At 53.7% G+C, this 18,752-nt stretch carries 10 protein-coding genes; 4 read left to right on the top strand and 6 right to left on the bottom strand.

All coding sequences use genetic code 11. The features are described 5' to 3' along the window. Positions 1-93: 93 nt before the first annotated feature. Complete coding sequence (ggt, locus tag VE954_RS34525; protein ID WP_324961657.1) at positions 94-1,665, top strand: gamma-glutamyltransferase; 1,572 nt, start codon at positions 94-96, stop codon at positions 1,663-1,665. Here the strand turns inward: ggt and VE954_RS34530 are convergent. From VE954_RS34530 to VE954_RS34540, 3 genes are all read right to left on the bottom strand, one after another. Next, the gene (locus VE954_RS34530; protein ID WP_324961659.1) at positions 1,662-4,826 is read right to left on the bottom strand and encodes a translocation/assembly module TamB domain-containing protein; all 3,165 of its coding nucleotides are present in this window, start codon (positions 4,824-4,826) and stop codon (positions 1,662-1,664) included. The genes ggt and VE954_RS34530 overlap by 4 nt on opposite strands. Continuing rightward, on the bottom strand, positions 4,826-6,592 hold the full coding sequence (locus VE954_RS34535; RefSeq protein ID WP_324961661.1) for an autotransporter assembly complex protein TamA: 1,767 nt from the start codon (positions 6,590-6,592) through the stop codon (positions 4,826-4,828). The genes VE954_RS34530 and VE954_RS34535 overlap by 1 nt, the downstream gene beginning before the upstream one ends. A 239-nt stretch (positions 6,593-6,831) precedes the next feature. Beyond that, entirely contained in the window at positions 6,832-7,824 is a 993-nt protein-coding gene (locus VE954_RS34540) for an SGNH/GDSL hydrolase family protein (RefSeq protein WP_324961663.1), read from the bottom strand. Positions 7,825-8,039: 215 nt separating this feature from the next. On the opposite strand from VE954_RS34540, the gene VE954_RS34545 reads away from it, so the two are divergent. Next, positions 8,040-8,738, top strand: coding sequence for a cadherin-like beta sandwich domain-containing protein (locus VE954_RS34545; RefSeq protein ID WP_324961665.1), 699 nt, complete (start codon positions 8,040-8,042; stop codon positions 8,736-8,738). Position 8,739: 1 nt separating this feature from the next. Here the strand turns inward: VE954_RS34545 and VE954_RS34550 are convergent, their stop codons facing one another. The 3 genes from VE954_RS34550 to VE954_RS34560 form a co-directional block, all read right to left on the bottom strand. Then, entirely contained in the window at positions 8,740-10,836 is a 2,097-nt protein-coding gene (locus tag VE954_RS34550; RefSeq protein ID WP_324961667.1) for a di-heme oxidoredictase family protein, read from the bottom strand. Beyond that, positions 10,836-12,023, bottom strand: a complete 1,188-nt coding sequence (locus VE954_RS34555; RefSeq protein WP_324961669.1) for a glycoside hydrolase family 2 TIM barrel-domain containing protein — start codon at positions 12,021-12,023, stop codon at positions 10,836-10,838. The genes VE954_RS34550 and VE954_RS34555 overlap by 1 nt, the downstream gene beginning before the upstream one ends. A 198-nt stretch (positions 12,024-12,221) precedes the next feature. Next, positions 12,222-12,452, bottom strand: coding sequence for a hypothetical protein (locus VE954_RS34560; protein ID WP_324961671.1), 231 nt, complete (start codon positions 12,450-12,452; stop codon positions 12,222-12,224). 108 nt (positions 12,453-12,560) lie between these two features. On the opposite strand from VE954_RS34560, the gene VE954_RS34565 reads away from it, so the two are divergent. Continuing rightward, a complete protein-coding gene (locus VE954_RS34565; protein ID WP_324961673.1) occupies positions 12,561-18,080 on the top strand; it encodes a carboxyl transferase domain-containing protein in 5,520 nt (1,839 codons plus the stop codon). A gap of 156 nt (positions 18,081-18,236) precedes the next feature. Further along, positions 18,237-18,743 (top strand): hypothetical protein, encoded by a 507-nt coding sequence (locus tag VE954_RS34570; protein ID WP_324961675.1) that lies wholly within the window; start codon positions 18,237-18,239, stop codon positions 18,741-18,743. The last annotated feature ends 9 nt before the right edge of the window (positions 18,744-18,752 follow it).

Consider the following 18,752-nt stretch of genomic DNA (forward strand, 5'->3'; position numbering starts at 1 on the left):
CCAGCGGCAACTGTTCAAACCAAGTGCGAAGAGAAAAACCCGGCTGCATAGTCGGGGCTGTGGATCCACGCGCGCGTTACTTGAAGGGGGACCTTGCGTTTTTTACAGGGGAACTGTCCGGCTGCTGGACCCATCCTAAAAGCCGGCGGTTCTGCGGTCGATGCAGCCATTGCTGCCAACGCCATGCTTGGGCTCACGGAGCCAACGGGTTCGGGGATTGGCGGTGATATCTTTGCCCTGGTCTGGGACGCCAAACAAAAAAAATTATTTGGTTTGAATGGCAGTGGTCGATCGCCGAAGAGTCTGACTCTGGCTGAATTACAAAAACGTGGCCTGAAAAAAATTCCCCCACTTGGTCCGCTCCCCGTCAGTGTCCCCGGCTGTGTGGATGGCTGGACGGAATTGCATAAAAAATTTGGCCGCCTGCCGCTCGCTCAGGTTTTACAGCCGACCATCCAATATGCTCGTCAGGGTTTTCCCGTCACCGAGGTTATTGCTTATTACTGGCAACGGAATGCAGAGAGGCTCAAAGACTTCGAAGGATTTTCGGCCATCTATCGGCCCCAGGGCAAAGCCCCTGCTGCCGGGGAGATTTTTAAGAATCCGGCTCTGGCTCAGACTTTGGAGATCATCGCCCAAAAAGGTCGCGATGGTTTTTACACCGGACCCGTGGCCCAGGCTATCGCCGATTATATGAAAAAACAGGGCGGTTATCTCAGTTACGAGGATCTGGCTTCACATCGGTCCGAATGGGTGGAGCCCATTGGCACCAGTTATCGCGGTTATGATGTCTGGCAACTGCTACCGAACAGTCAGGGATTGGCCACGCTGCAGATTCTTAATCTTCTGGAGCAGTACGATATCAAGGCCATGGGTTTCGATAGCCCTGCGTACGTGCACACCCTGGTCGAGAGCATCAAGCTGGCTTTTGCCGATCGTGCGGCGTTTTACGCGGATCCTGCCTTTGGCAAACTTCCTGTTCAGCAGCTGTTGGATAAGAACTATGCAATCGCCCGAAAAAAACTGATCGATCCGAATAAGGCCGCCCAGGAAGTCGCCCCAGGGGAAGCCATCCTGCATCAAGGGGATACCGTGTACCTCACGACCGCAGACAAGGATGGGAACATGGTGTCCCTCATTCAAAGCAACTTCCGTGGTATGGGTTCGGGCATGACTCCTGGCGGCCTCGGCTTTGTTCTGCAGGATCGAGGCGAACTGTTCAGTTTGAATCCCGCTCACGCGAATGTCTATGCGCCAGGCAAACGGCCTTTTCAGACCATTATTCCAGGCTTTGTGACCCATAAGGGTGAACCCTGGTTAAGTTTTGGTGTGATGGGCGGATCGATGCAGCCGCAAGGCCAGGCCCAGATCCTGGTGAATATGATCGACTTCGGCATGAATCTGCAGGAAGCGGGTGACGCCAGTCGAGTTTATGTCAGCGGCACCAGTGAACCTACCGGTGAAGTGATGAAGGATGGTGGTCAGGTGGCTTTGGAGTCGGGTTTTTCCACGAAAACCCGGGAGGCTTTGACACGCATGGGACATAAACTTGTGCCTGGCAAAGGGGAATTCGGTGGCTATCAGGCCATCCTCTGGAGTCCAGCGCAGCGCGTTTATCGCGGCGCCAGCGAATCCAGAAAGGATGGTCATGCGGCCGGTTATTAGTAACGTCGGCCCCATTTGAACATGGCAACACCTTTGCTTTCGTTGGTTTCCTCGTCGGTTTCGGCCCCGGTTTCAAACGACCAATTTTCGGTCAAACGTTTCCGCAGGGTCAAAGACTGACGAGCCCCCCCCAGATCCGAACCGACTGTCAGGGACAGGCCCTGAGCCACCTTCACGCGAGCGCGAAATTGTCCGGTATAGGGGTTGTAACCGACACTATCAATGGGCGTTGAAGCAAGATAGTACATCGACAGAAGGCCAATGGCACCGTCGACCATGGCAGCACGCGTTTCATCAACAGAACGCGAACTATCTTCATCCAGCGCATCCGGATTACCGCCGTAAAGCACAATGGAAAGAAGTTCGTTCGGGGAACGCGGCGGCACACTTTCCAATTCATAGAACGGTCGATCCAGAGAACCAGAGAGTTTCAGATTAATCTTCACATCAGGGTCCTGGAACACGACCAGACCATCCAGAAGGGGCTGTTCTTCATCAGGGACCAATATCAGGCGAATGTGATCAACAAACGCCTTTTTCTTCAGGAAACTGACGCGATACTGGTGAATGCCGATGGAACCCGACGGATCGACCCGGTCCCCTTTCAAGGTCAGATCAATGCTGATGGGTATGGGCGTCGGCTGCAAGCTCGTGATCAATGTCAGCGGTCGTTCGGGCGGCGTCGTGATGCGGATATCCAAAACCACGGGCAACGCGTCATCCACCTTGCCATCGGCCTTGGCCCGTTCTGCAGCCGTCATAATCCTTTTATCCGCGAAAATTTGGGGGACCGAACCATTGAGAGCCAGCTTGGGCAATTCAAAGGTCACTTTGTTCAGGCCCACAGCCAGTCTGATGATCGGCTTTTGATCCGTGACTTTTTCAACGGATCCCTGAGCTTTGACAAACATAGCTTGGGTTGCAGAAGAAAGTTCCGTTCCACATTCCAAAGGCAGATTCATGACCGCTCCCATCTGCTTGATGCGACCTTCAATGTTGCAATAGATGCGACCATCGAGGGTATTAAACGGAGCCGGTATGGAAAAGTCCGTATCTGCGAACTTCTTCACGATGGGCTGGAATCTTTGAAAGACGAGCTGCGAGCTGACATCAATCTCAGCATTCAGGCTTTCCACACCTTCCAGAACCTTGCCGCTGAAATTGATCGATGTTTGACCACGAAGAGTATAAAGCTCACTGAGCAGCGGGGTCAGAGATATTTTCATGGGGGCAGCAAACGACGGATTTTTATCCCAATCGGCGATGGTGATCGGCCCCTGAATCACAAACTGAAGGTCTTTGGGCAGCATAGCCAGGAAAGGCTTTTCATCGGGTGCCGGCTGTCGCGTCAGAGACACCTGGCAACTCAAATTGGACTGCAGGAAGGGTTTTCCCTGGCGCTGAACGTCCCCATTCCATGAGCAGGCATTCAGTTCAACTTTTTGCAGCATATCAACAGGGTGGGCTGCCGAGCCGCTGACTTTGAGCGCAAATTTTTCTTTATTCAAGCTTGCCGATGCTGTCATCTGCTGCCGCTGGCCTTCGAAATTGGAAGTCAGATTCAGGCGCACCTGGCCGACGTCCTCCGCAACCATCCGTCCGTCTCCCGACAGCTGGGCCGCACCAAACTTGCCAAGATCCGCACGACCCTTCACATTTGCCGTCAAAGGCAGAAGGTCAGCACCTTCCGGCAGATCGACATTCACTTCAAAATTGGCTGTGCGCGCTGGAATACCTTTGACCCGATCGGCCCGCACATTGAAGGTCCACTTGTTGCCCGCCTGCCTTTGCAGGTTGGCCAGAAGCTGAGCTTCAATCGTGGGTTCACCGGGCCGCTCGACGACCAGGCTCTGCAGATCCACGCGCATCGGTTCAAATTTCGTCTGCCTTAGACGATCCAGCCAGGGCTGATAATCAAAGGGCTCGGTGTCCTTGGCTTTATCTTTCTCTTTTTCTTTCTCTCGTTCTCTCGCGGTGACATATCTTGGATCTTTTTTGGGCTCGGCCTTCGCCATTTTCAAATGCAACCGAGCCCGCGAAATTTCCACCGGTCCCAGGCCTTTGATGCCATAGCGATCGGGATGATAATTCACCAGGACCTGCAGATGCAGGTCGGGAACATGCGTTTTCAAAAGGTCAGGCATGGTCACGTCCAGTCCTGCGCCGCTCACTATAAGCCGAGTTTGGTATGGATCCTTGTCACCCTCCTCGGGCCCCAGACTGGCGTCAATCCGCGTGGATGCAGCCTTCAGTCCGTCTGGCCGCTCGATGAGAAGACTTTTCACACCCAGACGAATTGGTTCAATTTTGACATCACGCAACGGCTCGAGCATGGACTTCAGATCAAAGGGCTCTGACTTTTTCCCAGTGTCTGGTTTCGGATTTTCCAGTTTTACCGCAACAGTGACATCGGCCACATCGATAGGCCCAATGACTTTGATACCATAGTGTTCCGGATGATGATTAACAAGAAGCTGGAGGTCCAGCTTCGGTATATGCGTTTTCACAAGATCAGGCATGGTCACGTCCAGTTGCTCCGTGCTCACAACCAGCCGACGTTGGTAGGGATCATTCCCACCGTCCTGCTCCAGGGTGGCCTCGATCCTTGGAGTTATCACCTTCAGCCCATCAGGCCGCTCGATTGTGAGACTCTGCAAGCCTAAATAAATGGGCTCAACTTTCACGTCCCGCAACCGCTCCATCCAGACTTTCAGATCAAACGGCTCAGATTTTTTTCTGGGGTCAGGCTTGTCCAGTTTCAAAGCAAACATGGCGTCTGAAACATCGATCGGACCGATGCCTTTGATACCATAACGTTGCGGGTGAAAATTCAAGACGAGTTCCAGATCCAGATCTGGAATATGCGTTTTTAAAAGATCCGGCAAGGTCACGTGCAGCTCTTCACTATGCACCAGCAGCTGCCTTTGGTACCAATCACTTTCGCTGCTTTGGACCAGGCGCGCTTCAAGCGACTTGAAGGTCACTTCGATATCCATGGGCTTGAGAATATTCGCAGCCACCCAGCGCAGTGATTTTTCCGGAAAAGTGAAATCAGGCCGGTTCAGGACATAGTAGATACCCCCGACAGCCAGTCCCAGGAGGACAACGACCGTAATCAGGAGACCCATCAGTACTTTAAAAAGGGCTGGCAGGATTCTCATTAGAATTGCTCCCCAATGCTTGCGTAAAATTGTAAGGATGCCACATCTTCATATTTTTCCCTGTCCTGTCCGGATACAAAACCGTGGCCGAGCATGAATCGAAGCACACCAATTGGTGAACTCCACCGCACACCCAAACCAGGTGACCAGAATAGAGTGGGATCCAGATCCAGGGCTTCCTGTCCGAGTTTGCCCCAGTCTGCGAAGGCAAACGGCTGCAGCTGGTAAGGCAGACTATTATTCAGCCTCAGCTCAGCTCCTAAATAGGCTTTGGTGAGGGCACCGGGGCCTTCAGTCGGGAGGGCTTTACGTCCAAATCCTCGCAAGTCCTGAGAACCACCGAGCGTGAACCTGAGCGACGGCGGCAGCTCTTCCGGGGTGGTATCAGGACCGGCCCGCGTGGTGGCAAAACTGCCACGAACACCGAAAATCCAGATCTCAGGTTCCAGCTCGAGAAGATTCCAGAGTCTGGTAAAATCGGCCGTATAGGTGGTCATGGAAACGCTGGACGCCACCCCTTTATCACTCGTGCTGGCAAAAAGGTTAAAGTGATAACCTGACTGCGGTGCCGCTTGATAACTGAAATATTCATAGAGATTCGACTGACCCGAGATCCCAAAATCCATGGTCAGCAGACGTGTGTTCGGCGGTACATCCTTACGCAGCGTATTTTCAAACTGCAGCGATGGGCCGGCGTAAATGTCACCGCGGATACCCCAAATGTCTCCCGCGAACGCCGGTGCAATGGAGCCTTTGATGGAGCGCGCTTCATACCGATTTTCATATTCCCTTTGCACACGTGCATAGGTTTTCAAGTAATGATGCGACGGTACCGGCAGATAATACCAATCAAAGGTGGTGAGAATCTTCTGGAGGGGATAGGCTAGAGACATCGAAACATCCAGCATGGATGCGGTTTCGGACCAACGACTGTTGCGCCAGCCGGCGCTGATCAGGAAAAGATTTTCGGAATCAAAGCCAATACCAAAACTCACGAGACGCGGTTTGCCCGCGAGGGTCTGCTGCTCGATCACGCCGGGTTCCCCCTTACAGATGGGGCGATAGAGAGCATTCACCACAACCTGTGAGGTTTTCAGGCGTGCAGCAGAAATATCCAGCAGGGTGGAATCATAACGTTCCCCAATATCAAAAGCGCGATAGCGATCGAGCATCCCGCCGCGCACACCGGGTATAGGATCCGACTGCACTTCGCGAATCGTCCAAAGTGGACCTTTTTCAATCAGAATCTCGACGTCACCGGTGACAGGGTCACCGCGTGTTGCGACCGTGGCGCAAGGGTAGCCTTGCCGGCCCAGTTTGGCGGAAGCCCATTGTTCGATAGCATTGAGCTCATCGGGCGTCAGGGGTCGACCGCGCGGCAGCCAGAAATTTTCAACCTCCAATTCCGGCATTTCTGGAATCGGACGCAAGGTTTTAATAAGGGTTGGCAAACCAGGTTTAACGTAGAGCGTCTCGCCTTCCACGCGAAAATCAGGATTGTGATAGCCACGTGCTGCCAGGAAATTCAGCATATGGAACTGGGCCTGGCGCAGAGGAATATTTTCCCAGGCTTTTACTCCAGGACTGCCGCAGAGCAAACGTCTTTCGGTCGCCGTAAATCTTATATCATAGTCATAATCGAGGACAACGGAGCCACAGAGCCGTCGACGCTCCCCTTCAGGTTCCTGGGTTTGAGCGTAGCCCGAGCGGGCTCCTGCTAGAAAAATCATCACCAAATACAAGAGGCAGACTGCTGCTCCGTTCATTACGTCCTTCCCAATATCGGTCCATCGGAGTCGAGGACGGGAGATGAGTCTCACATGCGCTTCCATCCAAGCCTCCATTTCGAAGACCCTTCTGCAAAAAAAGCGCCGACTGAGTCTGAGCCTGTTTAACCTGCGGAAGGAGGGAATGCCAGCATAAAAGGTCAAATGGACGGTAACGGGGGGCATACAACCGTCTCCTTTTCAGGAGACGGTAAAACGCAACAGTGAGTCAGATCCCATTACTGGGGCAAAGCCTGCTTCCAGTAATTGCCCAGGGTTGTCTGTCCTTTTTGGCTAGGATGAAAGCAGTCAAAGGCCAGTTCTTCGGACGTGATCTTCCATTCGAGAACGCCGCTAGCCAGTGAAACCTTGGCACCCTTGGCTTTCTGAGCGTCAAAGGCAGCCTGAATGCCCTGGTTGATCCCTTCCAGACGGGCCTGAGCATCCGCATCATAAACGCGCTTGCAGGCCTGCTCACGGAATTTCTTACAGCTCAGTTCTTCACCCGTGATCGCGCTGAATGCCGGGCCATAGGTAAAATCGATGGCAGCCAGCTGATATACGGGAGGGGCTGGGGATATAATCAGCTGCGCATCAGGCGCGGACTTTTGGATGGCATCGATTTGTTCGTTGAACGTGCGCGAAATGTCCTCGACTGTCATGTCCGAGCAGAAATCGTTACCGCCCAAAGCGACCAGAATGTAATCCGGCTTGCGCTTGATCGTATTGGTTTCCTCCTGATTCCAGCGTGACAGCATCTCAGGAATATCAACCGCTTTGGCGCCGAATTTAGCGAAACTCACCACACCGATCTCGGCTGGTGTCAGCCCAGCTTTTGCCGCGATGGCACTGCGCAGACCGTAGTCATTTTCCGTGGTCGAAGCCGCCAGGGGCTGGTTGGCAAGATTGGTCTGAAAGCCATTGGCATTGTACTCTCCAGCCTTTATGTAGTTGCCAAGCTGCACCAAAAGACCGTTATCGATATTCTGGCCCAGGTTGGTATTGGCCAGCACACCGGTTGAAATGCTATCGCCATAGACGACCAGCAAGGGTTTGTCAGCTGTGACATTCTGCAGATAAATCTGCTCCTGAGGGTCCTTGGGAACGCCCTCACCTGTCGTATTTTGAGCCGGTGCCTCCGCATCGTCGTTATTATCATCGTTATTACACGCGGAAAAACTGGCAGCAGCCAACGCAAGACTTACAGCGCAACCTAAGTGACCAAGTTTCATAATTTTCGTTCCTCCCAATATGATGGACCAGCTCCGGAAGCGTTCCGCAGCCTGTTGCAGCCCCTTTGCAAAAGTCATGACACTCTGCAAAACTCAAGCGGTTCCAGGACTTTAATAAAAAGGCGTAGAGGCCCTGTCAGGTAGATCCCTTGGGACTTTCACGATTCCTACCGATACGGTAAGGCACCTCTTTCTCATCAACGCAGGATGATTTCATGTCAAACGCCTGGATCCTGGTTCCTTTTCTCTTGCTTCAAGGTATGGGCTGTACCAAGAGCCAATCGGGCAGCAGCGCCAAGGCTCCTCTGACCGCGGATCAAACCCTGTCCAAATTGATCGTGATTGCCGATCAGCTGGAACCAGCCTTTGATCCCTTCGTCAACGAATACACACTGGCGGGCGGCGAGACCTATAAGAATAAACTCACGATCAACACCGCACCGGTGAACGCTAAACTGCAGGTTGTTATCAATGGTGTGAAGCTACGGTCGGACTTTACAACGGATCCCATGCCGCTGGCAGCAGGTTCGAATCTTTTCACCATCAACCTCGTCGACAGCGCCGGGACCACCATCAATTCGTATAAGCTGAATGCCCAGCGCATTCAGGATTTGCCGGATGAGACGCTCGCCGATATAGCGACTTCGAATGGAGATCTGGCCCCACCCTTTTCACCGGACATCACCAGCTATCAGCTCGATGTCAGCGCGAATACCACCGAGCTGACTCTTTCCCCTTTAGCCAACTATCCGGATGAGGCTCGCTTCGAAATCAATGGCGTCTCTTATAATGCGGATCGAGGCGGCTATGATGTCACCATCGTGCCTGGCACAACCGTCATTACTCTTATAGTCAAGGGCACGAGCGGTCGGTCCAAAACCTTTACGATCAACGTCACGCGTCCCGCCTCTTGATTTACAGATCCCAAAGAAAAGCTTCCAGAGCCTCGCGGTCCGAGCGAGGCAGGGCTTTATACAGCCGCACCGATTCAGCCGCCTGACCGCCATGCCACAGGATAGCTTCGGCTAAACTCTGGGCGCGTCCATCATGCAAGAGCTGCAGAGGATTGCCGTCGGAGGCTTTCATCGTATCGGGATAAAGGATGTTGATATCACCAGGACGAAATTGATCGCGACGCGCGTTCACCGCGTGCCTGGTATTCTTCAAACCCCACAGAGGAGCCGTTCGCCATTTGCGGGCCTCGGCTCCACCGTTGGTATCCGCCAGTCCCTCGCCCAGATCATGCAGCAAAAGATCGGTAAAAGGTTGAATGGTTTGGCCAGCCAATTCCTTGAACGGTGAGGGACCGGTTTTCAAAACCGGCACATGACAGCGGGCACAGGCCAAATTCTGAAACACGTCCGAGCCGCGCTTGACGCGTGCATCGGTTGGATTCAGACGCGGCGGCACACCCAGTAGGGCCACATAGCTTTCCAGTTGATCGATGGCTTCTGTCGATAAAGATGCTTTCCCTGGTTTGCAGTCAGCTCCGCAATCCAAAGAGGGTTTCTCCGTCGTAGTCACGCCGATATCGAAATTGAGAGCCGCTACGATCTGCTCGCGCAGAGTCGCCTGTTGGCCTTTCCAACCAAAGCGGCCGCGTCGTTCGCCTTGCGATTGACGGGCCAAGGCTTTCAGTGTCGTCTCAGGAATCGCGTTCAGCAGGCCCATGCCGATCAAGGCTGGCGGTTTCCGAATGGAGAAAGCCAGATTATCCAGGGGACGGCGACCTTCCACACTGAATTCCGGTTTGCGTAGAGTGATGACGGTACCGTCATCCAATGTCACGGGAATAGTGCTATAGGATTTGACTTTGAGTTGACCTTCTGCCTGCAGACCTTGCGTTTGCAACTGCCGCCCCAGGATGGGATGAGGCTCGCCGGTGCGGCTATCGAAAGTTTTTGCCAGAGTCGTGTGCACGGGCTGTCCGTCGGCCGGGAGCAAGGCGATTCCGTTATTGATATGGCAGCCGTTGCAAGCGGTCATATTATAAGCCTGGGCGCCATAGCCGGCTCGCTCCAGGCGCATCTCATCAAAAAACATCAACGGTTTATCATCATCCTGGTCATCAACATGCTGACCCGTCTGCATATCGGTGTGAAAGAAGGTTCGACCGTTAAGGAAGTTTTGCGCCTGCTCACGGGTCATGTTCTGAGCCTGCTGCTGCAGGGCTTTCCAAGGCTCAACACGAACGGTTGGAATCGTGGTCCAGCCGCCGCTGAAGCGTTGCACGTCGGGCATTTTTTTCGAAACACCCAGAGTATCAATCAACAGCCCACCCTCGCCGATCCGCAAACGATAAAATTCCGAGTAATAAGCGGAGAGTGTGTGGACGTTGAATGCCTTTTCCTTTTTCCATAAAGGATCGGTTTCATCCATAAAGAAACGGAATTCAAAAATCAAAAGTGCGCCAGCCGCCAGAGCTTCGGGATGATTCTGAAAGGCATCCGGCCCCAACGTGTACGTGAAACGCTTCCGATCGGCGACATGGTCCATTCGTTGATTGATTGCGAATTTACTGCGCAGGGTTTCCACCGAACCGACAGGATCCCCAATATACACAGCAGAAAAATCCGGCCCGCGATTGGGAGTGTAGTCCTGGGGCGATTCCGTTTCGAGATGGAATCGAATCTTTTTTTCACCTCGAGCTGTAAAATCCTCGACTTTGAAAAAAGCCAGACGGCCTTCCCAATAGAAAGGATTGAACTTGGAAAAATCCATATCATTTTCATGGCGACGCCGGACGCGCATGACGCCTTCCGTCACGATAACTCCATCCTGAGTATAGGTGTTCGATCGTTCACCTAGATCCTTATAAGATTCAAGACGGATGGGCTCCATGCGCTCGGGCTCAAGGGGGGAACTTTCACCCTCAGGTCCCGACGGCTGGGTTGGGGATGGATTGGGTTCGGCCAGGGGCACTGTGGACTCAGAGGGCCGTTGAATATCTGTTCGTTCCTGACAAGCCATGACAGTTTCCAGCACAGCAAGGAGCAGTAGGAGATGTCGCATCAAAATGTTTCCTCTGAAAGGTCAGGCTTCCATAATTTTTTCAGCTCATGATAAACGGCCCGGGGTTTACGATCGATATCGACCATGCCCCACCATTCTTCATTGAAGATACTATCGGGATAAGGCCCGCCCCCCGGCGCCACACCGCCGACGTCATGTTGATCCGCGGCCCCTTTATCATCCTTCCACCATTCGTCGTTCCATTCGAATACCGCACCTCCAAGGCTCACGTTATCCCCACCCGAAGCGGAAAGTTGATTTTGAATTTCCTGACTCAAGGCCACCACGGCTTTGGCTTGCGAGGCTTCATCCAGAGTCGTTTTATTGATGGCGTCAGCCCCATACTCAGCCAGATACATGGGCTTGTTGGTCAGGCCTCGCCAGGTCTGCAGACGAGCCCCAAAACTGAGGCCACTGTAAATATTCAGACCCCAGATATCGATGCCGCTCAGTTCTTCAATCAACTCACGACTGGGGAGCTCTCCGTACACTGTGGCGATCGGCAGACGCTGATCGGCGCTGCGAACCGCGCTGATGGCCTTTTTCACCAGTTCCTTGGCGCCTTCAAAACCGAGCGGTTGCGCGCCCGCGCTATACAACTGGTTGTAATTCCACTCGTTGCCAATTTCCCAGAACAACGTGCCCGGATGATTTTTCAACTTTTGGACGCGGGCTGTGACCTCGCTCATCGGTGTCGCAAAATAGCTGAACACCGGCACGATCATCCGCAACTGATACCTTTGGATGAGAGCCAGAACCCGATCATCCAGAATGGCTTCATAGGTCCGAATGGTGTTGGCACCCATTGCGGTCATGAGCTGCAGGTCCTGTTCAATCTGGGTCAAATCACTGGCACTGGGATTGCGAAACAGAAGGCCATCGGGATGACGACCGCCCTTCCGCACAGGGTTCCAGCACACGGCGCGCATGATAAAAGGCCGACCGCCGACGAGCAGCTGTCTGGTGCGCAGCCTCGGATAATCCTGGCCTGGAAGGGGAATGGTCTGATCCTGGGACGGATCGAACTCGGGCAGCTCGGCATCGGGCATGGGTACAGGAACCGGCTGCAAAGGCGATGGGGACGGCTTTTGCGGGGCATTGTGAACCGCATGCGTCCGCCTTGAATCAACATCGGGACTGTGACAGGACCAAAGGATCAACACAGCAAAAACAGCTAGAGCTCGCATAGGGACTATCACTCCGGTTACGGTCGAAAAGACGACCATTCAGCAGGTCTTGTGCCAGAACCCCAATCCCTTGTGTGGACCTGGCTTTCGACTTGAACTCTGAGGGCGCGATGCGTTTTGTGTGGCATCCGGCCGACAGGCCTCGCGGGAACCCGAGCCCGTAAATTACCCAGGAGCATTTGGCGCAGAAAACGCCCCTTACTCCAGAACGCCTGATGTGAATTCGTTGAGAGAATTAGTGAGGCAAAAATGTGCGCGAAAAAAACAGGTGGTGAACTTTGGCAGGAGAGCGGTAAAAACACCAGTATCTTCCAGCAGATAGACGCTACGCAAGGTATGCATTGCGCCGAGCCAGCTCATCTTAACGGTATGGCCATGAAATTCCGACTTAAGCTGTTTTTCACGACCCCCCAGCTCACACCTTTTCACTGGATTTTTTCCTTTCAAATCTTCTTAATAGGTTTCTATCGAGCGTAAGCCTGCAGAACAGCCGCCCCTGTTTGCTGCTTTTCTTTGACTAAAAAAAGGAACGAGGCCTTGAATCGAAAACTCCTCTCAAGACATGCCAGAATCGGGATCATAAACCGAGGTGAAGCCGCCGTTCGCTTCATCCGGGCAGCGAAGGAATTTAATGCGCTGTATGGAACTCAATTTGAAACCGTTGCCTTTTATTTGGATACAGAGAACGACGCGCTTTTCGTCAAGGAAGCCGATCACGCCTTTGCCCTATCGTCCTTTCCCGGTTTCGGGGAGTTGACCGGCAGCCCCTATTTAAACTGCCCGTTCCTTCTCAAGGCTCTGCAGCAGAACGAATGCAGTGGGGTTTGGGTCGGCTGGGGCTTCGTCGCCGAGAATGCGGAATTTGCCGCCCTGCTTGAACAGAATGGTCTTATTCTGATTGGCCCGACGGCTGACGCCATGGATCGCCTGGGTGATAAAATCAAGGCCAAGGACATTGCTGACGCGTCCAAGGTTCCCACCTGTCCCTGGAGTGGCGGGCCTTTGGAAAGTCTGGAACATGCGCAGCAGGTGGCCGAACGCATCGGCTATCCGGTTATTCTAAAATCCGCCAACGGCGGTGGAGGCCGCGGGATCCGCAAGGTCTTTACGCCTGACGAGCTGCCCCAGCAGTTCCGCTCCGTGTCCGACGAAATATTCCGCTTCTTTGGCAACCGCGTTATCTTTATGGAAGCCCTGGTTGTGCGCGGCCGACACCTGGAAGTTCAATGTCTCGCCGACTATCACGGCAATGTGCATACCTTTGGCGTGCGCGACTGCTCGGTGCAGCGGAACAACCAAAAAATTATCGAAGAAACACCGCCGGCCCACCTCGACCCGGAACGCATGAAGGAAGTGGAGGCCTCAGCGGCCCGACTTCTGAAAGCGGCCGACTATCACGGCGCCGGCACGGTGGAATATCTTTACGATATCGATCGCCGCGAAGCGTTCTTCATGGAAGTGAATACGCGCCTCCAGGTGGAACATCCGATCACGGAAGAACTCTTCCAGGTCGATCTCGTCCATTTGCAGCTGCGGACCGCCCTGGGTGAGGTCCTGGATAATGTCCTAAAAATTCCCCGTGGTCATGTGATCGAAGTGCGCTTGAATGCCGAAGATCCTGATCAGAAATTTGCTCCGACTCCGGGCCGTATTCTGCGCTTTTTACCGCCGAACCTCCCAGGCATTCGGATTGACTCGGGCTTTGAATGGGGCAGCCGTATTCCTCGTGAATTCGACTCCATGATTGCCAAGATCATCGCCTATGGCCCCAATCGGGCTGCAACCATGGCTCGCCTTACCCGCGCGCTGTCGGAGCTGCAGATTGAAATTGAAAACGGCACGACCAACCAGGGTTTCCTTCTGGAGCTGCTGGCCAATCCCAAAATTCGGGAAGGTGGTGTGCAGACGGACTTTGTGGAAGGTTTCCTGGGCAGTCCCGAGCGTAAAGCCGGCAAGAACCAATGGGACGTGGCCCTGCTCGGAGCCGTGATCTATCAGTACGAACAAAAATACCGGCATGAGTTTGAAAACTTCACCGAAAAAGTTCGCCGCTACAGTTCACCCCGGCAGATGCCCGATCTCGGCCTGGAACTTTCGCTGAGTCTGCGCGGCCACAAGTATCAGATTCAGGTCCAGGCGGTCGGCGACCCCTTCTATCACATCCGCATCGACGGCAAGACCGTGGAAGTGGAATACGTGAACTGGGGCCATGAAATCGTTCTGAAGGCCGGCGGTCGCAAGTATAAAATGCAGATCGTCCCACGTACCAACGCGCTGCAGTGCGAGGTGGAAGGCTTCCCGTACATGCTGCCCTTTGATACCGGCGGTAAAATCGCAGCGCCTTCACCGAGCGTGGTGTTGACGGTCGATGTGCAGGAAGGCCAGAGAGTTAAAAAAGGCGACCTGCTCCTGACTCTCGAAGCGATGAAAATGGAAATGGCGGTCACAGCACCGGAAGACGGGATCGTGGCCGGCATCAATGTCAAAGCGGGTGAACAGGTCGCTGCGGGTCAGTCCCTGGTGGATCTGGAGACGGAAAGCAATCGCCAGAGCAAGGACAATGCGGAAAAAGAAACCACAGTCATCATCGATTATTCCCGTCTGGCCATTCCGGTAAAAGCTGCGACGAGCGAGGAACTGCGGGAAACCTGGACGCACCTATCCCGCGATTATTCCGCCATTTTCATTGGCTATGATTATGCGAAGCCGGTCGGCAAGGTTCTTCAGCGCATTGAAGCGTTCCTCACGGATCGACCTGAATTCAAACCGGCCTTTGCGGATCTGCTGGTGAAAGCTCTGCGGACCTTTATCACGGTGCAGAAGCTCTTCCAAAATGATCATAATGATAGTGATGGCGCCCGGACCACGGACGTCTACGAATGTCTGATGCACTATCTGATGCGTCGCGAGGATCGCGAAAAGGGTCTGCCTGGCAGCTTCCTGAAACGCCTGGAGCAGGCTATCGGAGTCTACTCATGGGCTGACACCAAGGACTATGCGTCCACCACCCGGGCCCTCTTCCATCTTTATAAAGCCCAGGCCAATAGCCGGCAAACAATGGACCTGATCCGTCAGAGTCTTTTAACCCTCCAGAAACTTTTCAGCGACGCCCGTGAATTTACGGATGTCGGTGGCTTCTCCGATCTTCTAGGCGACCTCATCGCGGTAGGCCGTTCCAGCAACTCCCTGGTCGATGCCGCCGTTTATATCCGCTATGAACTGGTGGATCGCTTGTTTCAGGAACAGATGCAGGCCAAGCGCAAAGATCAGCTTGTGGAAGTTCTGGAGCCGGTGCTCGAAGGTCATAACAAGGAACCCAAACTGCTGGCCGATATTATTGAATCGGGTCATCAGATCGTCAGTTACCTCGTCTCGATCTTCGACCGTCGTTCGCCTCGAGCCAAGACCATTCTGGAACTCCTGACCCGCCGGGTGAATCGGGATCGTATCTTCGAACGGGGTCAGTTGCTCGAACACAAGGGCCAGTATCTCTATCAGGTGCACAGTCGGAAACAGAGCCAGAGCATCCAGAGTGTCGTCACGATTCTGGAAGAGGATGATTTCTTCAGTTCCCTGGACTGGTTGAAAGCCGTCCTGAAGCGCGAGCCTGGGCAGTATCTGGAATGTCTGATCTTTGTCCGCCGCAACTCGGGCCAGCCTGAACTGGTGTACAGCAATCATCTGGCAAAATTCCCGCTGCCGGTGGAACTCTGCAGTCTGGGACTGGTCCGTGAGAATGATTACGCTTATCGCTCCTTCCACTATGCGAACAACGAGTGGTCCGAGGACATCCGTCGTCGCGCCTTCAGTCCCTTGCGCTTCCGCGAGTTGCGCCTGGACCGCCTGGTGAACTTCGACCTCGAACTGGTTTACAACAGCCGTTATGTGCATGTGATGAAGCTCGAGGCCAAGGAAAACGCCAAGGATCAACGTCTCTTTGCCTTTATTGAAGTTCCTGAGACCAAAATCGATCTGAACGAAGAGCAGGTCATCGAACGCATCAGTCAGTTCGAATATGGTGTCCTGGAAGCTGTGAAGGTGATTCGCGAGCAACAGGCTCGCACCAAGCGCAGCTACTATTGGAACCGTATCGTTGTTCATATCGGTCACACGCATCCTCTGCGCCTGGATCATATCGGCGAATATCCGAAGCGGATCGCCGGGCTCGTCGAAGGCGTGGGTCTGGAAAAAATGGTGATTTATACCAAGGTTCTGACGAGGCAAAATCGGGCCATCGAAACGGAGGTTCTGGTCGAAAACTTCGCCACGCAGTACAGCGTGCGCGGCCGTTTGCCTTCACGCGAACCTTTGAAACCCCTGGATCCTTATGCGAGTAAGGTCGTCAATGCCCTGCGCCTGCAGAGCCCTTACCCGTATGAAGTGATCAGCATGCTGACCAATCCGTCCCGTACGGAATTTCCGCAGGGATCGTTCCTGGAATACGATATTCAGTTCGATGCCAGCGGACAGCAGCATACGGTGGCTGTGGAAGGCCGGGCTCCCGGTCAAAACCATAGCAATATCGTCTTTGGTCGCATTCAAAATCGTGATCCCGATGGGACTCTCTTTGAACGTATCATCATCCTCGGCGATCCAACCCGCGACCTGGGTTCGCTTGCTGAAGATGAATGCCGACGGGTCATAGCCGCCATAGATATGGCCGAAGCGGAACTGCTGCCGGTGGAATGGGTGCCTGTATCTTCCGGCGCTGCGATCGATATGAATACCGGAACCGAAAACCTCGATTGGACCGCACGCGTGGTCCGCCGTATCATCGAGTTCACCCAGCAGGGTGGTGAGGTCAACATTATCGTGGCGGGCATTAATGTCGGCGCCCAGTCCTACTGGAACGCTGAAGCCACCATGCTCATGCATACCAAAGGCATCCTGATCATGACCGAGCAGGGTACGATGGTATTGACCGGTAAAAAAGCTCTCGATTTCTCGGGCAGCGTCTCGGCTGAAGACAACATAGGCATCGGTGGTGCCGAGCGCATCATGGCGCCGAACGGCCAGGCTCAATTCCGCGTGAAGGATTTGGCCGAAGCCTACCGTGTGCTCTTCCGCCACTATCGAATTACCATGGTGTCCAAGCAAAGGCCTTACGGCACGCGCCTGCCGACCAAGGATCCCATCGATCGCAATGTCTGCTTGTTCCCCTATCAGGATAATCTGGGGCAGAACTTTAAATCGATCGGCGATATCCTGGGCACAGGCAATGCCGAACGTAAGAAGCCCTTTGATATGCGGCAGGTGATGCACGCGGTCCGCGACCAGGATGCCGATTGCCTCGAACGCTGGCAAACCATGCGTGATGCAGAAACGGCCATTATCTGGGAAACCCAGGTGTGTGGATACCCTGTGGGCATGATCGGGATCGAAAGCCGTCCGGTCAAACGCTTCGGGGACTTTCCGAACGATGGCCCGGATATGTGGACCGGTGGAACTCTGTTCCCGCTTTCCTCGAAAAAAGTGGCTCGTGCGATTAACGCCTACTGTGAACAGCTGCCGGTTGTGATTCTCGCCAACCTTTCAGGCTTCGATGGCTCGCCGGAATCCCTGCGCCGTCTGCAGCTGGAATACGGTGCTGAAATCGGACGCGCGGTGGTGAACTTCAAGGGCCCGATGCTTTTCATCGTCGTCGCGCGTTATCATGGTGGCGCTTATGTGGTGTTCTCAAAAACCCTGAACCCCAGCATGCGCGTCGCAGCTTTGGAAGCCACCTATGCTTCGGTGATTGGCGGGGCTCCCGCGGCCGCGGTCGTCTTCCCAAGGCAGGTTCTGAAAAACACCTTTGCCGATCCGCAGATCATTGAGGCTCAGGCTCGCTTGAAAAAGGACGAGCTGACCAAGTCCCAGTATGATGACATCTATCAAACGGTACATCTGGAACATCAGGCCAAGGTCGCCTTGGAATTTGAAAAGATTCACACCGTTGATCGCGCTTTGAAAGTGGGTTCGATTGATGACATCCTGCAACCGTCCCAGCTGCGACCTTATATCAAGCAGCAACTGGATGACGGCATCAAATCCTACCTATCCCAGTCCCGTAATTGATTTAGGGGGTTAATCCCGATGGCTTCAGGCCCATGCGCCTGAAGCCCTTCCCTAAACACCTTAATTCACTGCCCTAAGCTCCCCTCAAGTTTCTGGACGAAGTGCCGATCCATCCATACGACGAGGCACAACATCCTAAGCAAGCAGGGAATGCCTATGGCACAGAAAAAAACGATCAATTTCAACAACCTGCGATTCGAAATCGCCGAGGAAACTGACGCTGTGGATTACACGGTGTTCGGGGATATCGACGAAAATTTCCGGCACAAGGATGTCCCGCGTATCAGCCGTAATACGATCCGTATTCATCTCAAGGATGTTGGAAATTTCAACTCCTGCGGTATTCGTGAATGGATTCAATTGATCACGGATCTGTCAAAAGGCGGCGCACTGACTTTTTATGAGTGCAGTGTTTCGTCGATTGATCAAATCAATATGGTGCCCAACTCGCTCGGCGGTGGTGTGGTCGAATCCTTCTTCGCACCGTATTACTGTCAGTGCGGGCAGGAACATATCAAGCTGATCAATGTGAAAGAGCACCTCAGTACCCTGAAGCAATTGGTGGCACCGACCTTCGCCTGCGACTGCGGTCGCACGCTGGAGTTCGATGCTTTGGAAGAAAGTTATTTTCAGTTCATCGTCGCGCTGCCACGAGCAGGATAGCAGGGCAGA

The organism is Oligoflexus sp., assembly GCF_035638955.1.
Lineage (GTDB): Bacteria > Bdellovibrionota_B > Oligoflexia > Oligoflexales > Oligoflexaceae > Oligoflexus.